General features: G+C 37.1%; 19 protein-coding genes and 13 tRNA genes. 20 read left to right on the top strand and 12 right to left on the bottom strand.

Annotation, left to right across the window (positions count from 1 at the left end; translation table 11 throughout):
* Positions 1–80: 80 nt before the first annotated feature.
* From ACKWCA_RS15035 to ACKWCA_RS15045, 3 genes are all read right to left on the bottom strand, one after another.
* Complete coding sequence (locus ACKWCA_RS15035) at positions 81–3,527, bottom strand: VIT domain-containing protein (RefSeq protein WP_413979042.1); 3,447 nt, start codon at positions 3,525–3,527, stop codon at positions 81–83.
* A 100-nt stretch (positions 3,528–3,627) separates the two neighbouring features.
* Positions 3,628–4,644 (bottom strand): helix-turn-helix transcriptional regulator, encoded by a 1,017-nt coding sequence (locus ACKWCA_RS15040; protein ID WP_413979043.1) that lies wholly within the window; start codon positions 4,642–4,644, stop codon positions 3,628–3,630.
* Positions 4,644–5,258, bottom strand: coding sequence for an HD domain-containing protein (locus ACKWCA_RS15045; protein WP_413979044.1), 615 nt, complete (start codon positions 5,256–5,258; stop codon positions 4,644–4,646). Before ACKWCA_RS15045 ends, ACKWCA_RS15040 begins: the two co-directional genes overlap by 1 nt.
* A gap of 158 nt (positions 5,259–5,416) precedes the next feature.
* Between ACKWCA_RS15045 and ACKWCA_RS15050 the strand changes: the two genes are divergently transcribed.
* The 19 genes from ACKWCA_RS15050 (at position 5,417) to ACKWCA_RS15140 (ending at position 13,146) form a co-directional block, all read left to right on the top strand.
* On the top strand, positions 5,417–6,808 hold the full coding sequence (locus tag ACKWCA_RS15050) for an RtcB family protein (protein WP_413979045.1): 1,392 nt from the start codon (positions 5,417–5,419) through the stop codon (positions 6,806–6,808).
* Positions 6,798–7,214, top strand: a complete 417-nt coding sequence (locus tag ACKWCA_RS15055; RefSeq protein WP_413979046.1) for a hypothetical protein — start codon at positions 6,798–6,800, stop codon at positions 7,212–7,214. The genes ACKWCA_RS15050 and ACKWCA_RS15055 overlap by 11 nt, the downstream gene beginning before the upstream one ends.
* Positions 7,215–7,334: 120 nt before the next feature.
* On the top strand, positions 7,335–7,622 hold the full coding sequence (locus tag ACKWCA_RS15060; RefSeq protein ID WP_413979047.1) for a hypothetical protein: 288 nt from the start codon (positions 7,335–7,337) through the stop codon (positions 7,620–7,622).
* A gap of 669 nt (positions 7,623–8,291) precedes the next feature.
* Positions 8,292–9,683, top strand: a complete 1,392-nt coding sequence (locus tag ACKWCA_RS15065; RefSeq protein WP_413979048.1) for an RtcB family protein — start codon at positions 8,292–8,294, stop codon at positions 9,681–9,683.
* Positions 9,684–9,775: 92 nt separating this feature from the next.
* Positions 9,776–10,468, top strand: a complete 693-nt coding sequence (gene prfH / locus ACKWCA_RS15070; RefSeq protein WP_413979049.1) for a peptide chain release factor H — start codon at positions 9,776–9,778, stop codon at positions 10,466–10,468.
* On the top strand, positions 10,459–11,004 hold the full coding sequence (locus ACKWCA_RS15075; RefSeq protein WP_413979050.1) for a tetratricopeptide repeat protein: 546 nt from the start codon (positions 10,459–10,461) through the stop codon (positions 11,002–11,004). Before prfH ends, ACKWCA_RS15075 begins: the two co-directional genes overlap by 10 nt.
* A gap of 841 nt (positions 11,005–11,845) precedes the next feature.
* A tRNA-Ser gene (locus ACKWCA_RS15080) sits at positions 11,846–11,934 on the top strand.
* A gap of 4 nt (positions 11,935–11,938) precedes the next feature.
* Positions 11,939–12,034 (top strand) — tRNA-Cys (locus ACKWCA_RS15085).
* Positions 12,035–12,042: 8 nt separating this feature from the next.
* A tRNA-OTHER gene (locus tag ACKWCA_RS15090) sits at positions 12,043–12,179 on the top strand.
* A gap of 4 nt (positions 12,180–12,183) precedes the next feature.
* Positions 12,184–12,256: transfer RNA gene (locus ACKWCA_RS15095), tRNA-Asp, on the top strand.
* Between the two features lie 5 nt (positions 12,257–12,261).
* A tRNA-Pro gene (locus tag ACKWCA_RS15100) sits at positions 12,262–12,333 on the top strand.
* 87 nt (positions 12,334–12,420) lie between these two features.
* Positions 12,421–12,491, top strand: a tRNA-Glu gene (locus tag ACKWCA_RS15105).
* Between the two features lie 5 nt (positions 12,492–12,496).
* Positions 12,497–12,569 (top strand) — tRNA-Lys (locus ACKWCA_RS15110).
* A gap of 5 nt (positions 12,570–12,574) precedes the next feature.
* Positions 12,575–12,647 (top strand) — tRNA-Leu (locus ACKWCA_RS15115).
* A gap of 4 nt (positions 12,648–12,651) precedes the next feature.
* Positions 12,652–12,725 (top strand) — tRNA-Leu (locus ACKWCA_RS15120).
* A gap of 6 nt (positions 12,726–12,731) precedes the next feature.
* A tRNA-Arg gene (locus tag ACKWCA_RS15125) sits at positions 12,732–12,803 on the top strand.
* 5 nt (positions 12,804–12,808) lie between these two features.
* Positions 12,809–12,880, top strand: a tRNA-Gln gene (locus tag ACKWCA_RS15130).
* Positions 12,881–12,996: 116 nt separating this feature from the next.
* Positions 12,997–13,069 (top strand) — tRNA-Phe (locus tag ACKWCA_RS15135).
* 4 nt (positions 13,070–13,073) lie between these two features.
* A tRNA-Arg gene (locus tag ACKWCA_RS15140) sits at positions 13,074–13,146 on the top strand.
* 838 nt (positions 13,147–13,984) lie between these two features.
* Here ACKWCA_RS15140 and ACKWCA_RS15145 read toward each other — a convergent pair.
* Positions 13,985–14,494, bottom strand: a complete 510-nt coding sequence (locus ACKWCA_RS15145) for a hypothetical protein (protein ID WP_413979051.1) — start codon at positions 14,492–14,494, stop codon at positions 13,985–13,987.
* A gap of 618 nt (positions 14,495–15,112) precedes the next feature.
* Between ACKWCA_RS15145 and ACKWCA_RS15150 the strand changes: the two genes are divergently transcribed.
* The gene (locus ACKWCA_RS15150) at positions 15,113–16,213 is read left to right on the top strand and encodes a slipin family protein (protein ID WP_413979052.1); all 1,101 of its coding nucleotides are present in this window, start codon (positions 15,113–15,115) and stop codon (positions 16,211–16,213) included.
* Positions 16,214–16,301: 88 nt separating this feature from the next.
* Here the strand turns inward: ACKWCA_RS15150 and ACKWCA_RS15155 are convergent, their stop codons facing one another.
* The 8 genes from ACKWCA_RS15155 to ACKWCA_RS15190 all read right to left on the bottom strand — a co-directional run bounded on the left by ACKWCA_RS15155 (position 16,302) and on the right by ACKWCA_RS15190 (position 23,582).
* Positions 16,302–17,534 carry a hypothetical protein gene (locus ACKWCA_RS15155; RefSeq protein ID WP_413979053.1) on the bottom strand — a complete coding sequence of 411 codons (1,233 nt, stop codon included), beginning with the start codon at positions 17,532–17,534 and terminating at the stop codon, positions 16,302–16,304.
* The gene (locus tag ACKWCA_RS15160) at positions 17,527–18,564 is read right to left on the bottom strand and encodes a nucleoid-associated protein (RefSeq protein ID WP_413979054.1); all 1,038 of its coding nucleotides are present in this window, start codon (positions 18,562–18,564) and stop codon (positions 17,527–17,529) included. The genes ACKWCA_RS15155 and ACKWCA_RS15160 overlap by 8 nt, the downstream gene beginning before the upstream one ends.
* A 238-nt stretch (positions 18,565–18,802) precedes the next feature.
* Positions 18,803–19,726 carry a diacylglycerol kinase catalytic domain-containing protein gene (locus ACKWCA_RS15165; protein WP_413979055.1) on the bottom strand — a complete coding sequence of 308 codons (924 nt, stop codon included), beginning with the start codon at positions 19,724–19,726 and terminating at the stop codon, positions 18,803–18,805.
* Between the two features lies 1 nt (position 19,727).
* Entirely contained in the window at positions 19,728–20,744 is a 1,017-nt protein-coding gene (locus tag ACKWCA_RS15170) for an SPFH domain-containing protein (protein WP_413979056.1), read from the bottom strand.
* A 121-nt stretch (positions 20,745–20,865) separates the two neighbouring features.
* Positions 20,866–21,540, bottom strand: coding sequence for an NUDIX hydrolase (locus ACKWCA_RS15175; RefSeq protein ID WP_413979057.1), 675 nt, complete (start codon positions 21,538–21,540; stop codon positions 20,866–20,868).
* Positions 21,537–22,496 carry an ADP-ribosylglycohydrolase family protein gene (locus tag ACKWCA_RS15180; RefSeq protein WP_413979058.1) on the bottom strand — a complete coding sequence of 320 codons (960 nt, stop codon included), beginning with the start codon at positions 22,494–22,496 and terminating at the stop codon, positions 21,537–21,539. Before ACKWCA_RS15180 ends, ACKWCA_RS15175 begins: the two co-directional genes overlap by 4 nt.
* 14 nt (positions 22,497–22,510) lie before the next feature.
* The gene (locus tag ACKWCA_RS15185) at positions 22,511–23,065 is read right to left on the bottom strand and encodes an NADAR family protein (protein WP_413979059.1); all 555 of its coding nucleotides are present in this window, start codon (positions 23,063–23,065) and stop codon (positions 22,511–22,513) included.
* Complete coding sequence (locus ACKWCA_RS15190; protein ID WP_413979060.1) at positions 23,055–23,582, bottom strand: O-acetyl-ADP-ribose deacetylase; 528 nt, start codon at positions 23,580–23,582, stop codon at positions 23,055–23,057. The genes ACKWCA_RS15185 and ACKWCA_RS15190 overlap by 11 nt, the downstream gene beginning before the upstream one ends.
* Between the last annotated feature and the right edge of the window lie 152 nt (positions 23,583–23,734).

Genomic DNA, 23,734 nt, shown 5'->3' on the forward strand with positions numbered 1-23,734 from the left:
TTATGCGTCTTTTGCTTTACTAAATTAGGGAATAAATTGTTACAAATTAGATCTTTTCAAAATTTGATTGGATTTAAAATTTAGAACCTTAAATTTCCAACCTCAAGTTCATCTTCTTCTTTATCAAGTCTTACTACCGTTATTTTACGTTCTTCATTTGGCTTGCCGTAATTGGTAAACATGGTCACCTTTAAAACCGTTGGGCCTGATATTTTTTGTACATCATCAGCAAAATAGTCGACCAATATTTTGTACCTCCCGTTGGGCGCATCTTTTAACATGAATTCTTCCGGTCCATAACCTTCTGTCATATCTTCTGACATATGACCACCTATATTGGTTTCCGGATTTTTGTAGTAAGCCTTTTCGTCTCTTGGGTCTTCAACCCATAAATCAATATCAGTATCGTTATGATTCCAATCGATAACGATTCTTACATCCATCGAAAGATCTTTAAACTTCTCTTTTTTCGCTTTATTTAGTTTAAGCTCTTTCCCATATTTATTGACAAGTCTTGTAAGTTCAACAAAAGCAATTTGTTCTATTCCATAGAAACGATCTTCTTCATCCTTTTCTAATAAATCTCCTTTATATAATTTGTATAGCAAATCATAACTCTTTCTGACTTCGCCTGACTGTTCATACGCTAAAGCCAAATCTCTATATGACTGAGGTTCTTCTGGCCGCAACTCTAATACTTTTGCATAAACAATAGCGGCTAATTGGTACTCTCCATAATATTCCAACTTATAAGCCAAAGCTTTCATGATTTCGTGATTATTCAATTCAACTTCCATTAGATTGGTGAGAATTGTAATGGCGATATCATATTTTTCTTTTTTCTCAAAAAAGTCAGATACGTCAAGATAAAATGAAGGGCTGTTGGAATAATCATCTCTAATGTCCAGATACTTTTTATAAGCTAATTCAGCGGTTGCCTCCTTTTCTAGAATCTTAATATAAGGTGTATCTGGATTCCATGATTTTAGTTCAATCTTATCCGTTATTTCTTTATTCAATTGCTCTATCGCTTCTTGATTGGATTCCAAGCCTTCCTTTGTAGTTATAATTATTACTCCATTTGAAGCTCTAGCACCATAAATCGCTGCGGCACTTAACGCTTTCAAAACCTGTATCCCTTCAATATCTTCGGGTTTTAAGTCCTGCATCGGATTATTTGTTGCTATTTGCCCGTCCACAATATAAAGTGGATTGTTATTGTTAGACATTGGACTCACTCCCCTTATTACAACATTTGTATTTGAACCTGGCTCTCCAGAATTTTGGGTAATTTGAACCCCTGCTACGTTCCCTTGTAAAGATCGGGAAACAATCGAGGTAGCTGAGGCCGTCATTGCTCTTTTCACTTCCGTTCCGTATCCTACAACAACTACTTCCTCCAACGCTGCAGAGTTTTCTTCTAATGAAACAGAAATAGAATTTGAACCATCAATTGTTATGCTAGTAGTATTAAAACCTAAATAAGAAATTTCTAATTCATCATTTTCATCTGCATTGATGCTGAAATTACCATCAAAATCGGTTGTTGTTCCGGTCGTTGTTCCTTTTACAATCACATTCGCTGCCGGTAATGGTTCTCCATCAACGTCCAAAACCGTACCCGAAATTATTCCTCTAGTCGAATCAATATTGATATTTATTCTTGCAGATGGCGGATGGCTCGTAAGACTATCAGTTGCTATGGTAGTGTCCACATTAGCAGTAATAATTAGTGGTGTGGAATTATCTTCATTATTTGATGTTTCCCGTTTAGGTTGTTTTACTTTCTTTTTTGGATACTTGGTAGCGTACCATTCCAAAATAGCTGTGTAATCATCAAACAAATCTTCTTTTCTGTCATTTAAGTCTTCAAGGTTATCAACTTCTTCTTCTTCTAAATTTTTAATCCGTTCCTTATATTCAGCTTTCAATTCCTGAGGTGGCTCAATACGATAACGCACATAATCTTCAATTCTATCTAAAATCAACATTGAGGTATAATCTGTTATCAAATGATGGCTTTTAGCAAGTGAAATTATTTTTCCTTTGTTCTCCCCTTTGTTAGTATTTAAGTGCTTTAGCTTTTGTTTGGCCCATAATCTTTTGACCAACTCTGTAGCTTGAGATTCTTTAATTTGAACCTTGATTCTCTCAGTTACTTTTCCACCATACCCGAATAACAGTTCTACGGAGGTTTCTTCTGAAAATCTCCCGGAAATAGAAAAATCTTTGGAAACGTATGTTTTATTCTTTGGATATACTTCCCAGACAGCACTGTTATGTTTAGCTCCTAAAAATTGAAACGTTTCTTGTTTTAAAGTATTTATGGCTTCTGTTTGAGGTAACCGAACTAGATTGATATAAGTGCCGCCAGATGAAGTAGCTATTTCTCGTAGCAATTCATGATTTGATGAAGTAGTTGAGTTGATTGTATAAATAGCTTGTTTATTCGTAATGGAGAAATCTCCAAGATTTGCTAACCCATCCGTGAACATAAGCGTCTCGCCCGACTTCTTGGGTAGTGATTTGAACAAATTCATAGATGTGCCCCCATCATAAACAGCTTCTTTCAGTACTTTTTTCAGTCCTTCCCAATTCCCATTCTGAACCTGGAAAACAATGTTTTTGTGTATAGCATTACTAAAGGAAATAAAATGTACTTCAACGTCTCCGAGGTATTCGAAATATTCGCCTAAAATCGATAGCTCTTTACTTAAATTTCTATTTCTTAATGAATAAGACGTATCCCACAGCAAGTTGATTTTTTTAGGTTTTTGTTTTAGTCTGGTGTTCGGTTTGAGTGTCTGATTCACATAAAAATAATCCCTATAGCTTAATATTGTTTCTGTATTGCTTGTATTTAGTAGTTCTACAAGTACAGGGGAGGTTGGAGCATGATTTTGCCGCTCTAAATTTGCAGTAAAAACATCATTCTTCTTTTTAAAGAAGAAGTTTTTGTAGCTACTACTTTTTATTTTAGGCAGCATCTCTCCATTAAAAACTTGCATTTGTATTGAAAAATTATCTAAATCTGCCTTTATACCTAATGGCAGTTCATAGGTTTTATGCTTGTTCGATGTTGACAGTTCTTGCTCAAAAGTCAAAACAACATGTTTATGCTTTCTTGGTAATATGGGATATACTCTTGCCTTATAGTTGTTTCCCTCCGTTTTTTCCAATAGGCCTGGGTCAATGTTCTGCCTTACAGTACTTTCAAAAGCAACACGAGCCAATTCCTTTTCCACAATGACTGCTTCACGAAGTTTGCCGTTAACATCCATAGCAAATTGAGAAACTGATTGACCTTCTCCTAAAGGAAACACTAGTTCTCCTTCCAAAGTTCTATCTAGTTCGTTGTAGAACTTCATATCGTAGGTAGTAGTGGCAAAATTACCAACGATACTTACATCTATTTTTAGACTAGTAAGTTTTAATCTACTAGAATCTTTTAGTACTATTTCCAGAGACTCTTGGGCAAAAAGCTGGGAGCATACGGACAAAAAAATAAGTGAAATTAGCTTTTTCATGGTTGGTCTGTTTTATTGTTTAATGTAAAACTCGCTCCAAATTATCCTTTATAAAATAGGCATTGAGGGAAAGAGTACTTTGGCTTAGGGAAGTGTAAAACTAACTTTTGCTATACAGACTTATAGCTTTTTCCAATTTCTTAGCAATTCGCTTGCGAAGTCTTTCAGGTTGAATTACTTCAATAGCATCCCCAAAACCCAAAATCAAACGTTCCAATTCAAAGTTGATTTTCACTTTGATATTCACTTCAACACTTCCATCCTCATTTTCTTTTTCAATAATCTGTGAATGATGTAAAGGTTTAGTGACGACATAAGGAGCATTGTATTTGTCAATCCATAATTTAATATTGGAAGCCCGTTCACCTTGGTTAACGGTCACACCTACTACGTCTTTATAAAAGCTGTCTGCATCAAATTCATAATTGGAATATGGAGTTGTGAAATCATAGTCAATCGAAATGATTCGGTCAAGGGCCAGATTTACGATGCCTTTGTTCTTATTTCCCATCCCGATCAGAAACCATCTGTTGTTAAATTCCTTCAATAAGCACGGATGAAAAGTAATTACATTAGCCGTAGCTGCTTTAAAAGACTTGTACTCCACTTTCAAGACTACTTTTTTCTGAATGGCTTGATAGAGTTCGTCAAGCCAATGTAATCCTTTGAGATTCTCGTTCTTATCTAAATGAATTATGGATGATTGACGCGTCTTCTCAGTATATACTTTATCTTCTAATCTTTGAATAATTCCACCCAGTTCTGAAAACAAAGAAAAGTCTTTAAACTGCTTTAGCATTTCTACAGTTTCAGAAAGGACATTCATGTCGTTCTCCGTTATCGGGATATCCGTAATGGAATAATCCTCATCTGCGTATTTGTAATACTTTCTATCATAAGCAACAATTGGAGCATTATACCCCAGTTTATCACTCCGCATCAACTGAATATCGAGTTGCACGGTCCGTTTGCTTACATTCACTTCCCTACCCTCATATTCATATAAGGCATCTGAACACGCTTCTATCAAATCATTCAGAGTCCATTGCCGATAGTTGTTTTGAAGGCATTTGTCAATAGTTTTGTAGCGGATAAGGGCGTTTTTATTGAGAGCCATTATAATGTATTTAGTTCATTGGTCAAATTTGCTCTTGCCTGTTTTTCAAAAGCGGATTGAAAACCCTTAGTTTGATAAATTGAGCTCTTGTCTAGAAAATGCTGTAGCACTTTTTTTCTCCCTTTACGATACATAATACCTGGAATTTTAGCATACTCTTTTCTAATCTTCCGTGCGTAATCTTGGTATACCTCTTCGGACTGCCCTAAAATTGCTAAATCAAAATCTATCAATAATTTCTCATCATTCGATTTGCCATTATGGTGTTTCGTACAAAGAATAAGTGCTTCAATTCGTTGAATTCCGTTTACATCAAATCCAATATCTTGTAATACCTGAGTCGCTTTTATTACACTTTTCTCCTCGTTATCCTTTTTCCAAATACTATAGATAAAATCATGATAGTAAATAGCCAAAAGCATCTCTTCAGCATTTTCAATATCATCTTTGAACTTATCGAAATAGCCAAAGAGTTCGGTAAGGTGATCTAGATTATGATATTTTCGAAATTTTTGTTGGTAGGCATCTGCTAATTCATTCCAGAGTGCAATTACTTCAGTTTCTTCGGATACGTATTTAGAGAAAATCTTGGCGTATCTTTCTTTTAAGTCCATACGTTCTTTAAACTAAAATTAAGAGAAAAGAATTACTACGCAAAATAATTGCGCACATGAGTCGCAAGTTTGTACCGGAATCATAAAGAAGCCGGTTCACCGACTTCATGTAGCGCCCCGCCGAACGCTGGAGTCGGTGGGGCTAATTAAAAGAAATTATGGAAAACAGAGTAAACATTACTGGAAAAGAATTAATCTCCATGGGCTTCAAATCAGGAAAATGGATTCCTGAAGCCTTGGCACATATCAATACCAACCAATTGCGGGGAGATGCCCTATTGAACTACTTGGAGCAATTTCGACCAGGACCAATTGTGGATCTGCATTCGGAAATCATGCCGTATTCAGTGAATATCAAAGCAGAAAACGAATTGGAGAAGAGCAATGTAAACTCCGTTTTGGAATCTATGGATATTTTGATGCGCACTCCTACCCTAGTTGATGGTGCAGTGATGCCTGATGCTTGTCCGGCTGGGCCTAAAGGAACTATTCCTGTTGGTGGAGTTGTTGCTGCTAAGAATGCCATTCACCCAGGTATGCATAGCGCTGATATCTGCTGCTCGGTGATGTTGACGGATTTTGGTTCAGCTGACCCAAAGGATGTCTTAAATGCCGCACATGCCAGTACGCATTTTGGTCCTGGTGGACGAGATAGAAATGCCCAGTATCGATTTCCTACGGAATTGTTAGAAGCATTTGAAAGCAATTATTTCCTTAGAGATAATCAAATGATACAAATTGCTAGAACGCATTTGGGAACACAAGGTGATGGCAACCATTTCTTGTTTGTTGGAATTTCCAAAGAAACCGGAAACACCATGTTGATTACTCATCACGGTTCGCGTGGTCCTGGCGCTCGTTTGTATACTAAGGGGATGAAAATTGCCGAACGTTTCCGACAAGAGCTTTCTCCGGAAACCTTAAAGCAAAATGCATGGATTCCCTTTGATACTGAAGAAGGTGAAAACTATTGGCATGCTTTGCAAATCATAAGAGCATGGACAAAGAAAAATCATGAAGTTATTCATGATGCCACTTTGGATGCTTTGGGAGTCAAAATTGAAAACCGTTTTTGGAACGAACACAATTTTGTATTCCAAGATGATGATATATTTTATCACGCAAAAGGTGCTACACCTTTGGATGCCAAGTTTATGCCTGATATTACGGGGCCAAGATTGATTCCTTTGAACATGGCCGAGCCTGTATTAATAGTTGATGGAAATACCACAGCAACGAATTTAGGTTTTGCGCCTCACGGAGCAGGTCGAAACATGAGTAGAACACAGCATAAGAAAAACAAAGCTGAGTTCACTAATGAAGAAGTATTTTTCGAAGAAACCAAAGGATTGGATGTACGTTTCTTCTCGAATGAGATTGATGTATCAGAATTGCCTAGTGCCTATAAAAATGCAGCTACAGTTCGAGACCAAATGAATGAATTTGGATTAGGTACGGTTCAAGATGAAGTGATGCCTTATGGATGTATCATGGCCGGAGATTGGATGAAAAATGCGCCTTGGAGGAAAAAAAGAAAAAATGGAAAATAAAGAGCAATATATAAGATATCCTAGTGGAGTTTCTGAAAAGAAATTATCTAATCGTTTTGGATTGTACTGGGAACAGTCAGTGCAAGATTGGGAATTTACAGTATCTGATTCGAGTAGAATTTCCGAGTTCTTAAAAGTTTATCAAACTGAATTATATGATGATGATGACAAGTTTACATTAATGGGATTAATAGTTTCCTCATTTGACGATGATATTTCTGAAGCTGACCATCAAATGAAAGAACTTTGGAGAATTTGCAAAATCATTCTAGAAAAAGAGTGTTTTTTGCATTTCTCTATTATTACTTACTGGAGTCTTTTGGAAGAAAAAAATATAGAAAATGTCTTTTCAATTACTCCATTTATGAGAGAAATATGGAAGAGTGTAAAGGCGAATTTTATATAGTTCCTTTTAAAGATTATTAAATAATCGCATCTTTGCACCAGTTCATTGAAATAGTTCTTTTGAAAGTTTTATCGGATATGCACACCAATTATGGTCTGCATAACTTTTAAAATTTATAGTATGAATTGGAAAATTCAAAAACTACTTGATGGTGAGACCATCATCTCAAAAGAACCCGGTAATTCTATGTTACCCTTACTGAAGTCCAAACAACCGGTGCGCCTCGCGCCCATCAGTTGGGAAGATTGTGAAGTTGGTGACATTGTGTTCTGTAAAGTACGTGGAAACGTATTTACGCATCTCGTAAAAGGGAAAAGTGACAAGCGTGGTTTGCTTATTGGCAATAACCATGGTAGAATTAACGGATGGACGAAAAATGTGTATGGTAAAGTAATAGAGATATTATAGGCATCATGCCACATTTTAACCTTTGAATTTTAAAAACAAATAATATAAAATAGTACATGCCAGATTATTTAAATCACATACCGGACGCTAACAAGCTAGGATTGCATCGAATTGATGGGTAGATACTATTGAATAAAGATACATAACTAGAGCGTCCAAGAAATTGGGCGCTTTTTTTATGTAAATTTTTTGAGAATTCTCAAAATTCTAAAAGAATGCCATTTGAAAGCTAAGTATTTGAAAAACAGCAAATTGATAAAATATGCTGCCATCTGTTAAACAACGGAAAGGAATATCTATGTTTAAATTTAAACATAACTAATTGACAATCAATAAATTAAATAAGTATTTTCTTGTGTAATTCAAAAAAGCATTTTAGCTTTGCACCGCAATACAGCAACAAAATTTATTAACTGAAGTATATATGACTTTTTCAAAAACATATCAGAATACACTAAAAGCATCAGGTGCTTTATTAGTGTCGCTTCAGGACTTCTACAATACATAAAGCTGCCATAGCTTAATATAGAAAGTCCGAAGCCCTAACGTTTCGGACTTTTTTTATGCCCATATTTTTCGAGGCACAACTTTCCGGGATAATAATCAAGTGAATTATTGTACTCAAAGATGTCTTACATCTTGAGTCTAACATCTAATATCTCATAAATCATGGGAAAGAAATTAAGTGGAAAAGACCTAATTAGATTAGGTTTTCCAAAGAATAATAGCATCAACATTACATTAGGCCAGATCAATCGATATCACAAAAGAAAAAAGAAAGAACAGGTATTGATGGAGGCCAAAAAAGTATTGTTGCATCCTGAAAACTATAAAGGTGATGGAGTTTGGGGTAAGATAGCAGAAAGCTTGTTAGATCCAGTTGTGGTCAAAAAACAAGTGCTGAATTCGGCAAGAGCACCTTTCCAAATCTATGGCGAGAACGAAATAGAGGAGCAAGCAAAATACCAATTATATGATGCTTTAAAACTTCCGATTTCTGTTGCTGGGGCTTTGATGCCCGATGCCCATAGTGGTTATGGCTTGCCTATCGGGGGTGTTTTGGCTACTAAGAATACGGTGATTCCATATGGAGTTGGTGTTGATATCGGTTGCCGAATGTGTTTGACTATTTATCCGATTCCGGTTTCTTACCTCAAAGGAAAGAAACATCAATTGGCAAATATGCTCTCGGAGCATACCAAGTTCGGAATGCGGGAAACCCATAAGATAAAGCATGACCACGAAATCTTTGAGCGTGATGAATTCAAAAACATTCCGCTGGTAAAAAGATTAAAGGACAAAGCGTACAAGCAATTAGGAACCTCAGGTGGTGGAAATCACTTTGTAGAATTCGGAAAGGTCACTATTACAGATGACAAGAACGAATGGGGATTGAAATTGGGCGAATATCTAGGTGTGCTTTCCCATAGTGGTTCAAGAGGATTAGGTGCAAACATTGCAAAGCATTACACCTATTTGGCAACAAAACAATGTCCACTACCCAAACACGTGCAGCATTTAGCATGGTTGGATTTGAATACGCATGACGGACAAGAGTATTGGCTCGCTATGAATTTAGCTGGTGACTACGCAAAGGCATGTCATGATGATATTCACGCAAGACTTGCCAAGCTTTTAGGAGCAAAGCCGGTGGTTAAAATAGAGAACCATCACAATTTTGCTTGGAAACAGGACGTAAATGGTGCCGAGTGTATTGTGCATAGAAAGGGAGCAACTCCCGCCGCTAAAGGCGAGTTGGGAATTATTCCTGGGTCAATGACGGCACCGGGTTACATCGTAAAAGGTTTGGGCAATACAGAGAGTTTAAACTCTGCTTCCCATGGTGCTGGACGGCTTTTTTCAAGGCGAAAATGTAAAGAAACGTTTACAAGAAGCGAAATTAAAAAGCAATTAGAGGCAAACGAAGTAACACTAATTGGTGGAGGAATTGACGAAGCACCCATGGCCTACAAAAACATTGAAAAGGTCATGGCAAATCAACAAGAATTGGTTGAAGTACTCGGAACCTTTACACCCAAAATAGTACGAATGGATAAATAACAGATAGTAGTTAGCGACGGTATTCATAAAGCATATTGAAAACCTAAGGTTATTGGAATACCAACGCTAGCTGCTTCTTTTAAAGAAATAAAATGGAAAAGATAATTCAAATAACAGCAGGTAGAGGCCCCGCGGAATGTAGCTGGGTCGTTGCCCAAGTACTCAAGCGATTTTTGGAAGAGACCAAATCGGGAGGATTTAAACATAGTATCCTCCATCGAGAAACAGGAAGCCAAAACGGAACAGTACAATCGGTGACTATCCGCTTGACAGGAAAAAATATGGAAGCATTTTTAGCAACTTGGTTGGGTACTATTCAGTGGATAGGTGTTTCAACATTTCGAAAATACCATAAACGAAAGAATTGGTTTATTGGGGCTTTCGAATTGAAACAAACGCAAACTACGAAAGTGGATGAGCGAGATATTTCGTTTCAAACCATGCGGAGCACCGGTCCTGGCGGCCAGAATGTCAACAAGGTTAATTCTGCTGTTCGGGCAATTCATACCCCCACAGGAGTACAAGTAGTTGCCATGGATAGTCGTTCGCAACATCAAAACAAAAAACTTGCGATAGCCCGATTAAAAGAAAAAGTAAACGAGGCTAACATAGAAAAGCTGAAAGAAAGGATAACGGACCAATGGGAAAATCATCTGAATATAGAACGCGGAAATCCGGTTCGGGTTTTTAAGGGAAAGGATTTCAAGTATAAAAAAGAAAACAAAAGCTTTAAACCAAAACGGCAAAAGCTAAAAAACGATTTAAAACAACAAAAATGGGACTAACTATAGCCGATACCTATTATTTAAAAGCAAAGGCAGCATCGGGTTACGATTGGGACGAAGTTTGTGAATCATTGAACTACGCCCTGTCCTACGATGAAAATCATTGTGCCTCCCTTTGTCTTTTAGGTAAAGTTTATGCAGGAAACTTGAATCAGTATACTGAAGCTTTCGATTGCTTTGACAAAGTAATTGCTATTGACAGTGAGTATATGGATGTCTATCCTGTCTACGCAAAATATCTTATTTGGGCTGATGAAATTGAAAGAGCAACAAAACTAATTGCTTTTGCTCTCACCATAAAAGGCATATCAAAAGGAAGTTTATTTTGGCTTTCCGCGTATGCATCTGAAACCAAGGAAGCTTATAAAGATGCTCTGAAACATCTTAAGAATGCTAAGAAGTATTCATATAATGACGATTACTTTTCTTTCATTGAAGATGAAGAAAATAGAATTAAAAAGAAATTGAAATTGGATAAATCCAAGGTTAAAAAGAAGAAATCATCATCTAAAAAAAGGAAGAAAAAGAATAAATAGTAGTAACAAAACGTTTAAAAATCACATCTTTGTAAAACAAATGATACCGAGAAAGTTACATATCATCCAACAAATAGAGCTTTGTCTCTTCGATTTTCGCTCAGAATATAGTGAGCGAAACGGACGCTATGTGACTTTATCCAAGAATTGATTCTATGAAATAACTCGATTAAGCGATAAAATGAAAGCGTCCAATTACAATTGGGCGCTTTTTTTGTGGAATTTTTTAAAGTAAAATGTGAAAAGTAGTAAACGAATAAAATAGCATAGTTGAAACAGAAAACAATTGGTAGACAGACAGTTGTAATAAATGTTTAAAGTCCGCAATATGACGGACAGGGATTCTATTGTTTATATTTTAATATAACTATCTGATTATCAATAAATTAAATTGATTTTTTCTTGTGTAATTTAAAAATCGTTTTCATCTTTGCACCGTCATAAATTATAAACCCATACAAATGGAATCTTTAAAAAGACATATACAATTATTGGAACTACATCTCTGTTCGCCGAAATGGTTTGAACGGTTTTATAGTGATCAACTGTCCATTTATAAACAAAGGAGAAGTACGTGTATCATGTGTTGACGTCATAGACAACATTCACATATGTACTAAGCATCTCCGATAAAGAGATGCTTTTTTTATGCGCATTATTCTTTGAAAAAAGGAAGAGCAATCCGCCAGTTGGCGGAGGTGGCCACACTCTTGGCCCGAGCCGGGCAGGTGAATAAATGAAACTCGTTCTGAAAAAATATGAATAAAAGTGTTCGCAAATAACGGCTCATGGAGATTCTCGGCTAGTCTAGCAAATTGAGACTCCCAGGGCTGAAGTAACTGGAGGGTAGGCAAATACTGGTTTGTTGCGCTCGCCTGCTAAGCGAGTCTACCAAAGGTAGTGAAGGTTCAATTCCTTTACCCTCCGCCAAATTGACAAGGTGACTGAATGGTTAAGGCAATGGTCTGCAAAATCATTTTTTATGAGCCTGCCTGCCGGCAGGCAGGTTCGAATCTCATCCTTGTCTCCAAAAATTATGGAAGTATTGAGCAATTGGCTGGCTCGCCTGACTGAAATGAGTTTACGAATTCAACGAGACCAATAAAAACAATAGAAATTAACGAGTTAAAATCAGGTTCAGAAATGACATGTAGGTTCGAGTCCTACTACTTCCACTTTAGTACCGTAGTTCAAAGGCTAGAGCGCCCGACTGTCTATCGGGAAGGTACGGGTTCGAGTCCCGTCGGTACTGCAAAACTGGGAAGATAACGGTGGTTGTTTACCCGCCTTGGACGCGGGAGGTCGCAAGTTCGAATCTTGCTTCTCAGACGACTTAATCAAATCAAGTTTACTTGAATTTGATTAGCAAGGAGTAGTAGCAAGAAAGACGCAGTCAATCTTGCTTCTCAGACTTTTGCTCTGTTCGTATAATGGTAGTACGCCTGACTTTCTATCAGGAAACAGGGGTTCGATTCCCCTACAGAGTACAAAATGAGGTATAACTCAGTTGGTAGAGTACCGTGCTTTTAACACGGGAGTCTTAGGTTCGAGTCCTAATGCCTCAACAATTGCAGGGATGGCGAAATGGCAAACGCAGCTGGTTTAGAACCAGTACTCTGAGAGTTCGAATCTCTCTCCCTGTACGATGCCCCACTAGCCCAATTGGCAGAGGCAAAGGACTTAAAATCCTTAAAGTCCAAGTTCGAATCTTGGGTGGGGTACAGTATAAGCTTATGGTGTAATGGATAGCACGCAAGGTTTCTACCCTTGAGGTAAGAGTTCGAATCTTTTTAGGCTTACGACTAGACTCGTGATGTAACGGTTAGCATACAAGGTTTTGATCCTTGTTGTAAAGGTTCAAATCCTTTCGAGTCTTCAAATGGTGTCTCTAGCCTGCCTGCCGGCAGGCAGGCTTATCTGGTAAAGCGTCCCACTGTGAATGGGAGGAACAGGGTTCTCCCGATAGCTATCGGGACGGAGTACACCCAAAAGGGAACAGTAGCAAAGATGGTCAATGCTGCGGATTGAAGATCCGAAGATACAGGTTCGAGTCCTGTCTGTTCCACAACAGGAGTATAGTTCAATTGGATAGAACGCTGGGCTACGAACCTAGAGATGTGAGTTCGAGTCTTGCTACTCTTACTAAAAGTAAAAGAAATTTTAACTACGCATAATAATTGCGTAGTTGTGTTTCAGTTTTGTGGAGTAATTAGAAAATACCTCTTTAGCTTAAAAGGAAGAGCTGTGGTAAAAGATATTGATCGTAGCCACGCAGTGATTGGAAGATGTTGTTGGCGGCGTGCCTGCTAATGAATAGAATTTGCAGAAGCACCGAAATGGTCAAGAATCAAAGTAGGGAAGCGCATTTATAGCCAATTTGTTCGTTTCGACGAAAGTGCCAGTTCGAATCTGGCAAGAGGTACAGAGTTCATTGAAATTAGAAGTTCCACAATGGAGCTTCATCGTGTAAAATCGTCATTTATTGTAAATGACGGGGCGGCTTATCGTCCTTAGATAAACTTGGTAACAAGGATAAATCTGTTAGCTGGCACAGCAAGCGGAGACTGTTTTTTGCAATACAGTACAGGTAAGCAAGCAACCAACATAAGTCATGATTTGCCAGGGGCGACCGCTTAAGCAGATTAGGACTTATAGCCAATACTTTTTGGGTAGGCTTGAGATGGAGACATCAATAGGTGAAGTTGTGGTAATGGGTTACGTATAGGTCATCCAACCTAGCGGAGCTCATTGCAGCATAAAAGGTACCCGACGGGAAACTGTTCGGTAGCTTAAAGTGCTGTGTGTCGGGAGACATACAAGAAGAAGGTTGGTATTTTGTAGGCAAAATCTACGGAGCCATTCTCGAAGCCCTTCTTCTAGGTCAAAGTTTTGTTTGGGTTCGATTCCCGAGAGAAACCATTTTCCTCTTAGCTCATTTGGGAGCATCAGAATACGCAAAAGACTTCGGGCATTGTGGCAGTTAGTAGTTGCCTAAACCCATTGCAATATATGGGATGGTATAGGTCGCAAGCCTATACCATGCGGTGAACATTCTAATAGGTCGCCCAGCAAAGGGACACCTATGAACGGTGGGGAAGCCAACCCCTGTAATTGCAAAGCGTGGCCAAAAGCCTCTATGCAAACCAAGTCTAAGTTGCCGAACAGCTACAATGATTTCTGGCATCGGACAAGTACGTAATTTCCAAAGCAACGGAGAGAACGTGGAAAAATAGGGAAGCCTCGGCCATAATCCTATGAAAGTCTGTCCATAAGCGTGGGTATTCTCAGTACGCTTTTTAAAATATTGTTCAAACCAAGCAGAATCGTGGTTTGCAGAAGTGCCTCGCAATAGCAAGGAATATTGCGAGGCTAAAAGTTCATTAAAATAGTTTCCTGCATTTGCAGGAATAACAATATCAAGCTGGTCTTGTTGGGTGTTTCTGTATAGCACTATTGTGTGAAGTTTTACTGAGAAGTATAATGTCTTCATATACAACTTGACTTGAAGGTTTCGGCTGTTTTCCAAAAAATAGTCCCGACTCTATAGGTCGTGGGTTCGATTCCCACCTTCCCCACAAATTATACAGGAAAAATGGGGAAGTAGCTCAGTAGGTTAGAGCGATAGACGTAGGTGTCGCGGGTTCGACTCCCGCTCCTATTACGCATAGGATAGCTCAGTTGGTTAGAGCACTACACTTTTAATGTAGGTTATGGACTCAAAATCCATTTTCAACAAGAAGGTCACTTGTAAAAAGACCACCGGACGGTCACTCCGTATAATTGACAAAAAGCCGTAGTTATACCTCGGTTGGTTTTTCTTCGGATGAATCAACAGTCTTGAAACTACTTTGAAATATTGAATTTTTGATGTGAAAGGCAATTTCTTTTTTGAATATCCTTCCCTCGGAAAAACCAATAAATAGTATTGGAAACACCGACCGAAGCATACCAAAAAACAAATCGTAACGAACTTCGAAAACCAATATTTCCGTATCGAATAGATGAGTTATAGTTGCGGTTTTTTAAAAGAGAAAAACAAATTAATAATAAATGAAAATAGTTTAACCCGTTCGTCCGTCAATCGACTGGCGGACACAAATTTTAAGTAATGAAAAGAGTACGGATCAATGCAGGAAAAGTAGGTTTGGTCTTCAAAAGAGGCGATTACCAAAGAGTTATTACCCATGGTACACATTGGGTAGGCTTTAGAAACATGGTTAAGGTTTATGACCTTACCAAATCCTTTGTGGCTCCTATAGCATTAGAGATCTTGCTACAGGACCAAGGTTTGGAAGCCATGTTACATATCATCGAAGTTAAGGATGCCGAATTGGCCTTGGTTTCTGAAAACGGAAACTTGAAGCAAGTCCTTACCGCTGGTAAGTACGCTTTCTGGAAAGGTCTGATAAACTTCGAGTTCGTTATGGCGGATTTGAGTAAGATCTATATCACAGAAGCTATCAGCAAAGCTATGCTGAGCCATCCTCAGTTGCGAGCTTATGTTCGTACTTTGGAAGTTGCAGCTTATGAAAAAGCTGTCCTCTTGGTTGATGATGTTTATGTCAAAACACTAGAAAGTGGTACATACCATTTCTGGAAGAATGACATCTCCATCAAAATGGCCAGAGCGGATATGCGTCAATTACAATTAGAAATTTCAGGTCAAGAATTGTTGACTAAAGACAAAGCTGCAATTCGTATCAACTTCTATACGCAATATAAAGTTGTTGATATTGAAAAGGCCTTGCTAGGAAGCAAAGACTATGAAAAGCAATTGTACATTGCCATGCAGCTGGTATTGCGTGCCTACATTGGCACCTATACTTTGGATGAGCTTTTAGAGCGAAAAGAGAGCATTGCAGAAGCTGTATTTGCAGATATCAAGACGGCCGCTACCCAATTGGGTGTTGCAATTTTGAGCTGTGGTATCCGTGATGTTATCTTGACCGGTGAAATGAAAGATATCATGAACCAGGTTTTGGTCGCTCAAAAAAGGGCTCAGGCGAATACCATTACCCGACGTGAAGAAACTGCGTCTACCCGAAGTTTGCTGAACACCGCAAAGTTGATGGAAGAAAACGAAATGCTCTTCAAATTGAAGGAAATGGAATACGTCGAAAAGATTGCCGAGAAAATCGGTGAGATTACTGTCTCTGGCAACGGAGGTATGGTAAAGCAATTGAAGGAGATTTTCTCCGTCAATAAGTAGGTTGGTTAGAATGCGTCAATGAGAGTTGGCGCATTTTTTAGTCACCATTTCATTGACAGCACCAATTGTCGCACTACATATAAAAGCATTACTCTGAAACAGTTTGGGTTTTTGGTTTTGGCACCCATTCCACAAAAGAATCTAGGTCTACCCATCCCATAGTATGGATTGCATAACTTGAAAATAAAATAAAAAGAAATATCAGAACCCCATAAAGAACTTTAATAATAATTTTGAGTTTATCAATTTTGTTTTTAATTTTTTTGAAATCGGCCTTGAAATCATCGAAAATGACATTATATGAGACCTTTATATGATTTTCCTCACTCAAAACATCCTCCTCTAAACATTTAACGTTGTAAGACGTCATTCTTAAAATTAAAAACGCCACTATCGAATACAATAGATAAGCTAAAAGAATAAGCAACAAAATACCCGGTTGATCTTTTACTTTGTAGCTCGCGAATATAGTCGCAGCGAATGTTAGAGGAAATGAGACTACTTGCTTACCAACAGACGCAATACTTTTATCAAGACTGTCAAAATACAATTCGCGTTCTGATTTAAATTCAGACTTAATCTTATCAAAGGCAAAACTAGACACATAGGTTTCATAATCACGTTGAGCCAAACTTAGAAGTGTTGAAGATGTCTTTACTATTTCACAATATCTTCTCTTTTCTGGAATTTGATGTACACCAGCAATGATAATCTCTTTAAAGAATTGTATGAACTCCTTTTTTGTGAATTCTTCAACAAAATTTGATTTTAGCCCGGACAAATTTTGGTTAAAAAAATAATCTTTACCTGGCAATCCGTAACCAATATTAAAAACACCTTTTTCTTTGCTTATTATAGTGAAAGTCTTGTCTGCATCGCTTTTATATGGGGTCAATTCTGGTGTTGACAGAAAAAGTTTTAACGTTTGCTTGAATTCATGAAAATTATGGATGAACTTGTTCTTATCGCTATAGGGTTCATTAATCCCTTTGACTATACTTTCGGAAGATAGTTTAAATATGATTGCGTTACTTTGTGCATAGTGATCTTCAAGAACAGAATAACGGTTCATGAAGTCAATTTCGTTAAAAAAGAAGTAATAATTCTCAAAACAACTATTTAATAATAAAATTTCAACTTGATTCCCTGGAAGCTTAGAAACTGTTTTAAAGACTTTTTTTATCAAGCCTAAGTCAATTGAAAACTCTTCTGTAGACTGTAATGTCAAAGTTCTACCATCATAAGTAACAAAATTCTGTTCTTTTAAAGATTTAAAGAAAGCTAAAATATTTACTACTTCGGATGGATGATTATTAGTCATTTGAAGTCTGGGCTATTTGATGCTTTTTAGCTATTAAGGAGGCTAAATCTTTTGAATGAATCACTACTCTATCTTCTAGTACTTGAACATTTTCATCGTTAATTTTATCGTAATCGATATCAATTTTTATTCCTTCAACCGAGGCTCGAATAGTAATTAATGACTTCCATTTGGTTGTACTAACTTTGAACTCAGGGTCCAAAGTAATATCATTTGCGTCTGCAAAATCCTTTATTGCAGATTGAGAGTCTTCACCATAAAAATGAGCGCTTATATCATATATATTAGCTCTACCACGTTTATTAGTTCGAACATAATCATACACCTGTCGTTTGAAATCTGCTCTACCTATTTCATTACCTTCGGAATCAATTGGAAGACCAATAGATTTTAGAATGGTAATGAATCTATCGGTATTAACGGCATTTTTAATTAAACCTTCAGCTAAAACCCATTCCTTAAAATACTCCGAAACTTCTCCATCTTTCTGGGTGGTGATTAATGCTAAATAATTTCTATCGTCAGCAGAAGAAGAATAAATCTTATGATTTAATCTGGCAGCCATAGCAATCTTCTCAATATTGATGTTTTCCGAACTATCAAGCTTAAAAACTTCCTTTTCTTTAATAATATTAATTCCAGATTTCTTGCGCAGTAAAACAACAGACAAGAACCTATTATCATTTATCACGTAATCACAAAACAAATAATACCCGCCTTTTGCAAATGATTCTTTTTCTACTTTCTCTCTTAACAATGACAATGAATTTGAAAATGTAATAAATGTATTATCGTTTTCAGAATTTAAATATTCATCTAAAGAATTAGTAAATAAGTTGGTTTCATCATTTTTGAACGCTGCGTTTTTCAAACTTGGACTCGAACTTATTGATTCATGCAATTCCGAAACTAAGGTCTCAGCAAACTCGTCTACTTTTAACAATTCTTTTGAAGGGTCTATTTTAGCAGTAGTTGTTTTGGCTTCTTTTTCTAAAAAATGAACAATTATTCTTCGTATCGAGAGCTCCATCTAGTATGGTATTTTGGTTAACGGCGCCTAAAAATAATCGTTTTTAAGCTCATAAATATACTTTTTCCTACAAAAATTATAAGTGCTAAATACAAGAATAAATCCTAAGCGCTAAACTTTTATAACTGAATCAGTTTATTCTTCAAGTAAAATAAACCTTTGAATATAGTTTGGTTTTGCGTAAACATTTAAAAATCAAAACCACACCCTAGGCCGCACTCAATACAGACAATAACTTCTACATTATTAAATTAGCCTTCTCTTCAGAAATCCCTATTTCCACTATACTCCCTGAATTAAAGTTCAAAAAATCAGATTCAATTCCATCACTAAAAATCACTCCTTTAGTTGGCATCTTAGATTCAATTTTTAAAGTTTTTCCTCTTTTAATAGTTCCATAACCCAAGTCAATCTGGGACATTTTACTAAGGAATGGCTCGCGAACCACGAATAACAACTTATCATCTTCCCAATCCAATCCAGAATCAAACTCTTTCTTCTGATTGTAAAAATAGTTGTTAATATTATTTGTCATATTAAAAACAGAGCTTATCCAACCCGTAGAGCCAGCACCTGTTGAAACCAAAATACCACTAGAGGATTGGTTTTCCTTTTTTCCTCCAAATTCAAGACTATATCGTGAAGATATATGCGAAGCAGCCCCAATATAAAAATCGTTAAATGCTAAAAGCGTTTGACCATCATTCATTGTGGCCTTAGCCATAGTTACCCTTTTTGATTCATATGTTCCATTAACAAAACTCTTTACTGCCGATAAAAAATTCTCTGGACCATGCGGTAGTAAAACACCATCATAACGCTCTTCATCAGGGTTAACAGCAACAATAGGAAGTCCGTTTACATACTTTGCCGTATTCGCAACCAGCCCATCTTGACCAATAACCACTATCAAATCTCCATCCGCGAACATATAGGTGGGTAAAAAAGAACGGAATAAGACTTTATGCTTGAACAAGGGGGAGACTGCTTTTTCCACTTGATTCAAGGAAGTGTAAAATGTATCATGCTCCTTCTCGTAGAAACCGAAATCTTCCCCAGAGCGTTCCAAATAAAACTTGGCTTGAGCCTTGGAATTGAATCGCTCTATGAGCTGCTCAAGCCTAGTCTTATCTCTTATAACAATTACTTTATCCAGTTCCATCTTACTTGGTCTTGGTACTCATGATAGATTCTAACAAGTCTGGTGAAATATTGAGGTTGCCAATTTTATCAGCGTTCTCAGCTAATTCACGAAACGCAAGAGCTATATGATTTCTTGGGTCAATACCCTTCGAATTTATAGCCATAAGAGTCTTCCAATCCAATTCTTTATATGGACGAAGATTAGCGTGTAAAACATACTCTTTAACATCAGCCTCCTTCTTCTCGTTTTCCACTTTTAGTTCAATTAATTTCTGCTTTGCATCCTCTAAGGAAATGTTTGAAGCCATATCCATTTCCTTCAACTTTTGTTCGTTTTCTTGTTTTACGACTTCTGTCTCCATCTGCTTTTCAGCAATTTGTTTTTGTTTTTCCTCAACGGCAATTTCGGTATTCAGCTCCGTTTCCTTAATGATACGTTCTTGTTCGACAGCAAAGTTTCTTCGCTCATAGATTGCTTGGTCAGCCTCTTTTTGCAGGGATTCTCTCATTTGAGCTTCTAAAGCTCTAGCCATTTCGGGATTAGGAGTCACACCAAGAACATTGACACTTAGAATTTCAAGCCCCAGCATATTCACAGTTTTAGAATTTTGAACACTATCCATAATCTGAGTTTCTATTTGCTGTAGTTGTCGCAGAGCCTCTTTCAAACTCAATTTTTGTATTACCCCAGCACTCGCCGTTTGAGCTTCATTTATGATACGTTGTTGAATTTTCTCATTATCATCTTTTACATAACAGCCCTTACTGTCTACTGTAAAGTCAAGAACTTCAGCTAATTGTTTTGGGTCCTTTACCTTATAGGTTATCTGACCCTGAATAGAAACTTCCTGATAGTCCTTAGTGGTCTCATTAAAAATGAACTGAAAATCTTTACTCTCCATAGGTATTGAAACTATTGAAGAGTTAGGAGCAAAGTAGAAAAAGGACAATCCCCTACCCTCATTCTTAGTTTTTCCATTTTTAAAATGGATAACATAATTCATCGAATCGAATTTGATATAGTTTATTCCGAACATAATATATAGTTTTAAAATTATTTTGTGTATTTAGTACGCAAATATAAAATGTGTTTTTGAACTTCACAAGATATTTTGTGTTTTTTTTACGCAAATTAAAATTTACAGGATAAAAAAAGTTTTAGATTTCGAAGATTATGCCCTCATTTTTCAACTGGAAGTAGCGCTTTTTGTTAAAGCTAAAAAGACTGGCAGGCCTACCTCTGCCGATGGAGACCTTCTCATCCAACTCATCTAAAACTTTTAGGCTAGTAATTTTCTTTTTAAAATTTCGGCGATCTATTTCTCTATCTAAAAGGGTTGTATATAATTTCTCCAAATCGGAAAAAGGGAACTTTTTATCGAGTAATTCAAAGCCGATTGGTTCATAAGTAATCTTTCCTTTCAGTCTTTCAATGGCAATTTTTAGAATTTTCTTGTGATCAAATGCCAGCTTCGGCAACTTCTTGATATCGAACCATTCAGCCATCTTTGCGTCAGTAGAAGCTTGTAGTTTAAAAGCATTGGGTTTAACCAATCCAAAATAGGCTACGGAGACAACCCTACCTCTTGGGTCCCTCCCTAAATTCCCAAAAGTATATAACTGTTCGAGGTAATTTATCCTGACACCAGTCTCCTCGGATAGTTCTCTTTGTACGGCTTCCTCCAAATTCTCATTTTCCAAAACAAAGCCTCCTGGTATCGCCCACTCATCTTTGAAAGGTTCGTATTTGCGTTTGACCAGCAGTACCGATATGTTTCCGGATTCATATCCAAATACCACGGCATCTACGGTAAGCTTAATTTTGTTTTTCATATGGCACTAAATTTTAATTCTAACTTCTTGCAAAGCAACTCTATGTCGTCCAACCTAGCCAAGCTATTATACCAGCTTTTCGGGAATGCCTCGGAGCCATAAAACACACCGGCCAATCCGCCAACAATAGCAGCAGTAGTATCTGTATCATCTCCTAGGTTCACCGCTTCCAATATGGTTTCCTTATACGTTTTGTTATTGAGAAAACACCAAATGGATGCCTCCAAGCTATGAATTACATATCCACTTGATTGAATTTCATTCCTTGATAAGAGCTGAATATCATTTTTAATAATTCTGTTAAAAACTTGAACTTCTCTTTCAGCAATTTCCCTTAGCGTAAAGAATTTAGTTATCCTTTCTCTTGTATTTTGATATGCTATTTGCTTTTCCCTGCCATTCATTAATTCATCAATTATGACCAAATAGATTAGACAGGATATTGCAGATCTGATATGACCGTGTGTCAATGCTGATACTTCCCATATTAAGTTAAACTCTTCTTCGATTACCTTGTCTTTCAAAACATAATAGAGTGGAAGAATTCGCATGAGCGAGCCGTTCCCATTTGTATATTCGTCAGCTTCGTATCGAAGCAGTTTCAAACTATCAAGGTCTTTTTCATTCAAGATTTTTTGAAGAGTATCGATAGATCTACTGGTTTGAATTCCGATATCAAAAACCTGTCCGTGGGGTGTCCAGAGTAAACCACCTTTCCAGAGAATAAAATTATTGGCTATTTTTCGTAGACTAAAATCTTCCAATAATGCTTCGGCGATACAGAAGGTGAGTGAACTATCATCGGACCATGTTCCTGATGGTTGATAATGCGCACCATACCCCCTCATATCAACTACAGGTGAGGCATCAAGTTCTTCTCTTGACTTGAATTCAACAGGCACACCAATCGCATCACCTATAGCAAGTCCCAGTATTCCATCTTTTATTGTCCTCATTTTATTTGACAAATCTATTTTTTGAACAATCGATCGCGCACTTCCATCAAACAAAATCCTAAAAGATTTTGACCCCTCCAGTTCTTGGGTTCGGAAGCATTTTCATTGTTCTTACTCATTCCTATTCCCCATATTCGATCTCTTGGACTAGCCTCCACGATAACTCTTTCTTTGGTTTTCAATAAAAAATCTTTAAGTTCAGCGTTTTGCGAAAACTTTAAAAAGTTTCCTTGAACAACAATTTGACAACGGTTGTTTTCCCATTCGGTCGCATCAAAATCCCTTACCATTCTTCCAAGTTTTTTTGCTTCTGCCGGATGTTTTGATTCGATGATTTTTTGTAACATTTCATTGTCATTGAAAAGTTTAGCTTTTCCCGCCATCATATAGTGTTCAGTAGTCTGGAAGATAATACCATTTTCCTCGAAAGGATGACCAGTCCACCATTGACTCAGGCAAGTAGAAGAAATAGTCACATCCTTTGAAGGAGTATGCCCCCAAAAGAACAGGTACTTAATTTTTAAGTTTTTTTCCAAGTTTTGAATTAACCAAGATGTGCTATACTTCATTTTTTCTCAATTCATTTTTGTAAATGATATAGTTCTCATCATCAAAACATACAAAAACAATCTTTTCAATTTCAGATTGATAAGGGCGGACACTCTCGATAGCTATTTTAGCGGCTCTTTCTTTTGGAAACTTGTAGATACCTGTGCTTATATTCGGAAAAGCAATGGATTTCAAGTTGTATTCTTTCGCGATGCTCAAACAGTTGACATAGCAGTTCTTAAGTTTTTCTGCTTCATTGGATTTTCCATTGTTCCATCTTGGACCCACCGTATGAATTACATGTCTTGCATTCAGCTTACCAGCGGAAGTTATTACAGCTTCACCAACTTTACATCCACCTTGTCTATTTCTAATTTTAATACAATCCTCCAAAATTTGTTTTCCACCAACCTTGTGGATTGCTCCATCAACGCCTCCACCGCCAAGTAAAGAAGTGTTTGCAGCATTCACGATGGCATCTATCTCTAGCTTGGTGATATCACCTTTGACTAATTCAATTTTGGTATGAGGATTCACTAAATCAGATTCTAGTATATTTGCGTATATAATACACAAATATACATTTTATTCTATAACCTTTCCGCTATTGAACAGAAAATTGGTATACAATCTAATAATAGCGAACGAAACGAAGTTTCGTGCTGCAAGTCCCAAATCCTTACCAAACT

The organism is Maribacter corallii (assembly GCF_047345415.1).
Lineage (GTDB): Bacteria > Bacteroidota > Bacteroidia > Flavobacteriales > Flavobacteriaceae > Maribacter_C.

Excerpts from the sequence above, each read along its gene's own strand:
- ACKWCA_RS15035 (WP_413979042.1), bottom strand. The coding sequence starts at position 3,527 with ATGAAAAAGCTAATTTCACTTATTTTTTTGTCCGTATGCTCCCAGCTT.
- ACKWCA_RS15040 (WP_413979043.1), bottom strand. The coding sequence starts at position 4,644 with ATGGCTCTCAATAAAAACGCCCTTATCCGCTACAAAACTATTGACAAA.
- ACKWCA_RS15045 (WP_413979044.1), bottom strand. The coding sequence starts at position 5,258 with ATGGACTTAAAAGAAAGATACGCCAAGATTTTCTCTAAATACGTATCC.
- ACKWCA_RS15050 (WP_413979045.1), top strand. The coding sequence starts at position 5,417 with ATGGAAAACAGAGTAAACATTACTGGAAAAGAATTAATCTCCATGGGC.
- ACKWCA_RS15055 (WP_413979046.1), top strand. The coding sequence starts at position 6,798 with ATGGAAAATAAAGAGCAATATATAAGATATCCTAGTGGAGTTTCTGAA.
- ACKWCA_RS15060 (WP_413979047.1), top strand. The coding sequence starts at position 7,335 with ATGAATTGGAAAATTCAAAAACTACTTGATGGTGAGACCATCATCTCA.
- ACKWCA_RS15065 (WP_413979048.1), top strand. The coding sequence starts at position 8,292 with ATGGGAAAGAAATTAAGTGGAAAAGACCTAATTAGATTAGGTTTTCCA.
- prfH (WP_413979049.1), top strand. The coding sequence starts at position 9,776 with ATGGAAAAGATAATTCAAATAACAGCAGGTAGAGGCCCCGCGGAATGT.
- ACKWCA_RS15075 (WP_413979050.1), top strand. The coding sequence starts at position 10,459 with ATGGGACTAACTATAGCCGATACCTATTATTTAAAAGCAAAGGCAGCA.
- ACKWCA_RS15145 (WP_413979051.1), bottom strand. The coding sequence starts at position 14,494 with ATGAAGACATTATACTTCTCAGTAAAACTTCACACAATAGTGCTATAC.
- ACKWCA_RS15150 (WP_413979052.1), top strand. The coding sequence starts at position 15,113 with ATGAAAAGAGTACGGATCAATGCAGGAAAAGTAGGTTTGGTCTTCAAA.
- ACKWCA_RS15155 (WP_413979053.1), bottom strand. The coding sequence starts at position 17,534 with ATGACTAATAATCATCCATCCGAAGTAGTAAATATTTTAGCTTTCTTT.
- ACKWCA_RS15160 (WP_413979054.1), bottom strand. The coding sequence starts at position 18,564 with ATGGAGCTCTCGATACGAAGAATAATTGTTCATTTTTTAGAAAAAGAA.
- ACKWCA_RS15165 (WP_413979055.1), bottom strand. The coding sequence starts at position 19,726 with ATGGAACTGGATAAAGTAATTGTTATAAGAGATAAGACTAGGCTTGAG.
- ACKWCA_RS15170 (WP_413979056.1), bottom strand. The coding sequence starts at position 20,744 with ATGTTCGGAATAAACTATATCAAATTCGATTCGATGAATTATGTTATC.
- ACKWCA_RS15175 (WP_413979057.1), bottom strand. The coding sequence starts at position 21,540 with ATGAAAAACAAAATTAAGCTTACCGTAGATGCCGTGGTATTTGGATAT.
- ACKWCA_RS15180 (WP_413979058.1), bottom strand. The coding sequence starts at position 22,496 with ATGAGGACAATAAAAGATGGAATACTGGGACTTGCTATAGGTGATGCG.
- ACKWCA_RS15185 (WP_413979059.1), bottom strand. The coding sequence starts at position 23,065 with ATGAAGTATAGCACATCTTGGTTAATTCAAAACTTGGAAAAAAACTTA.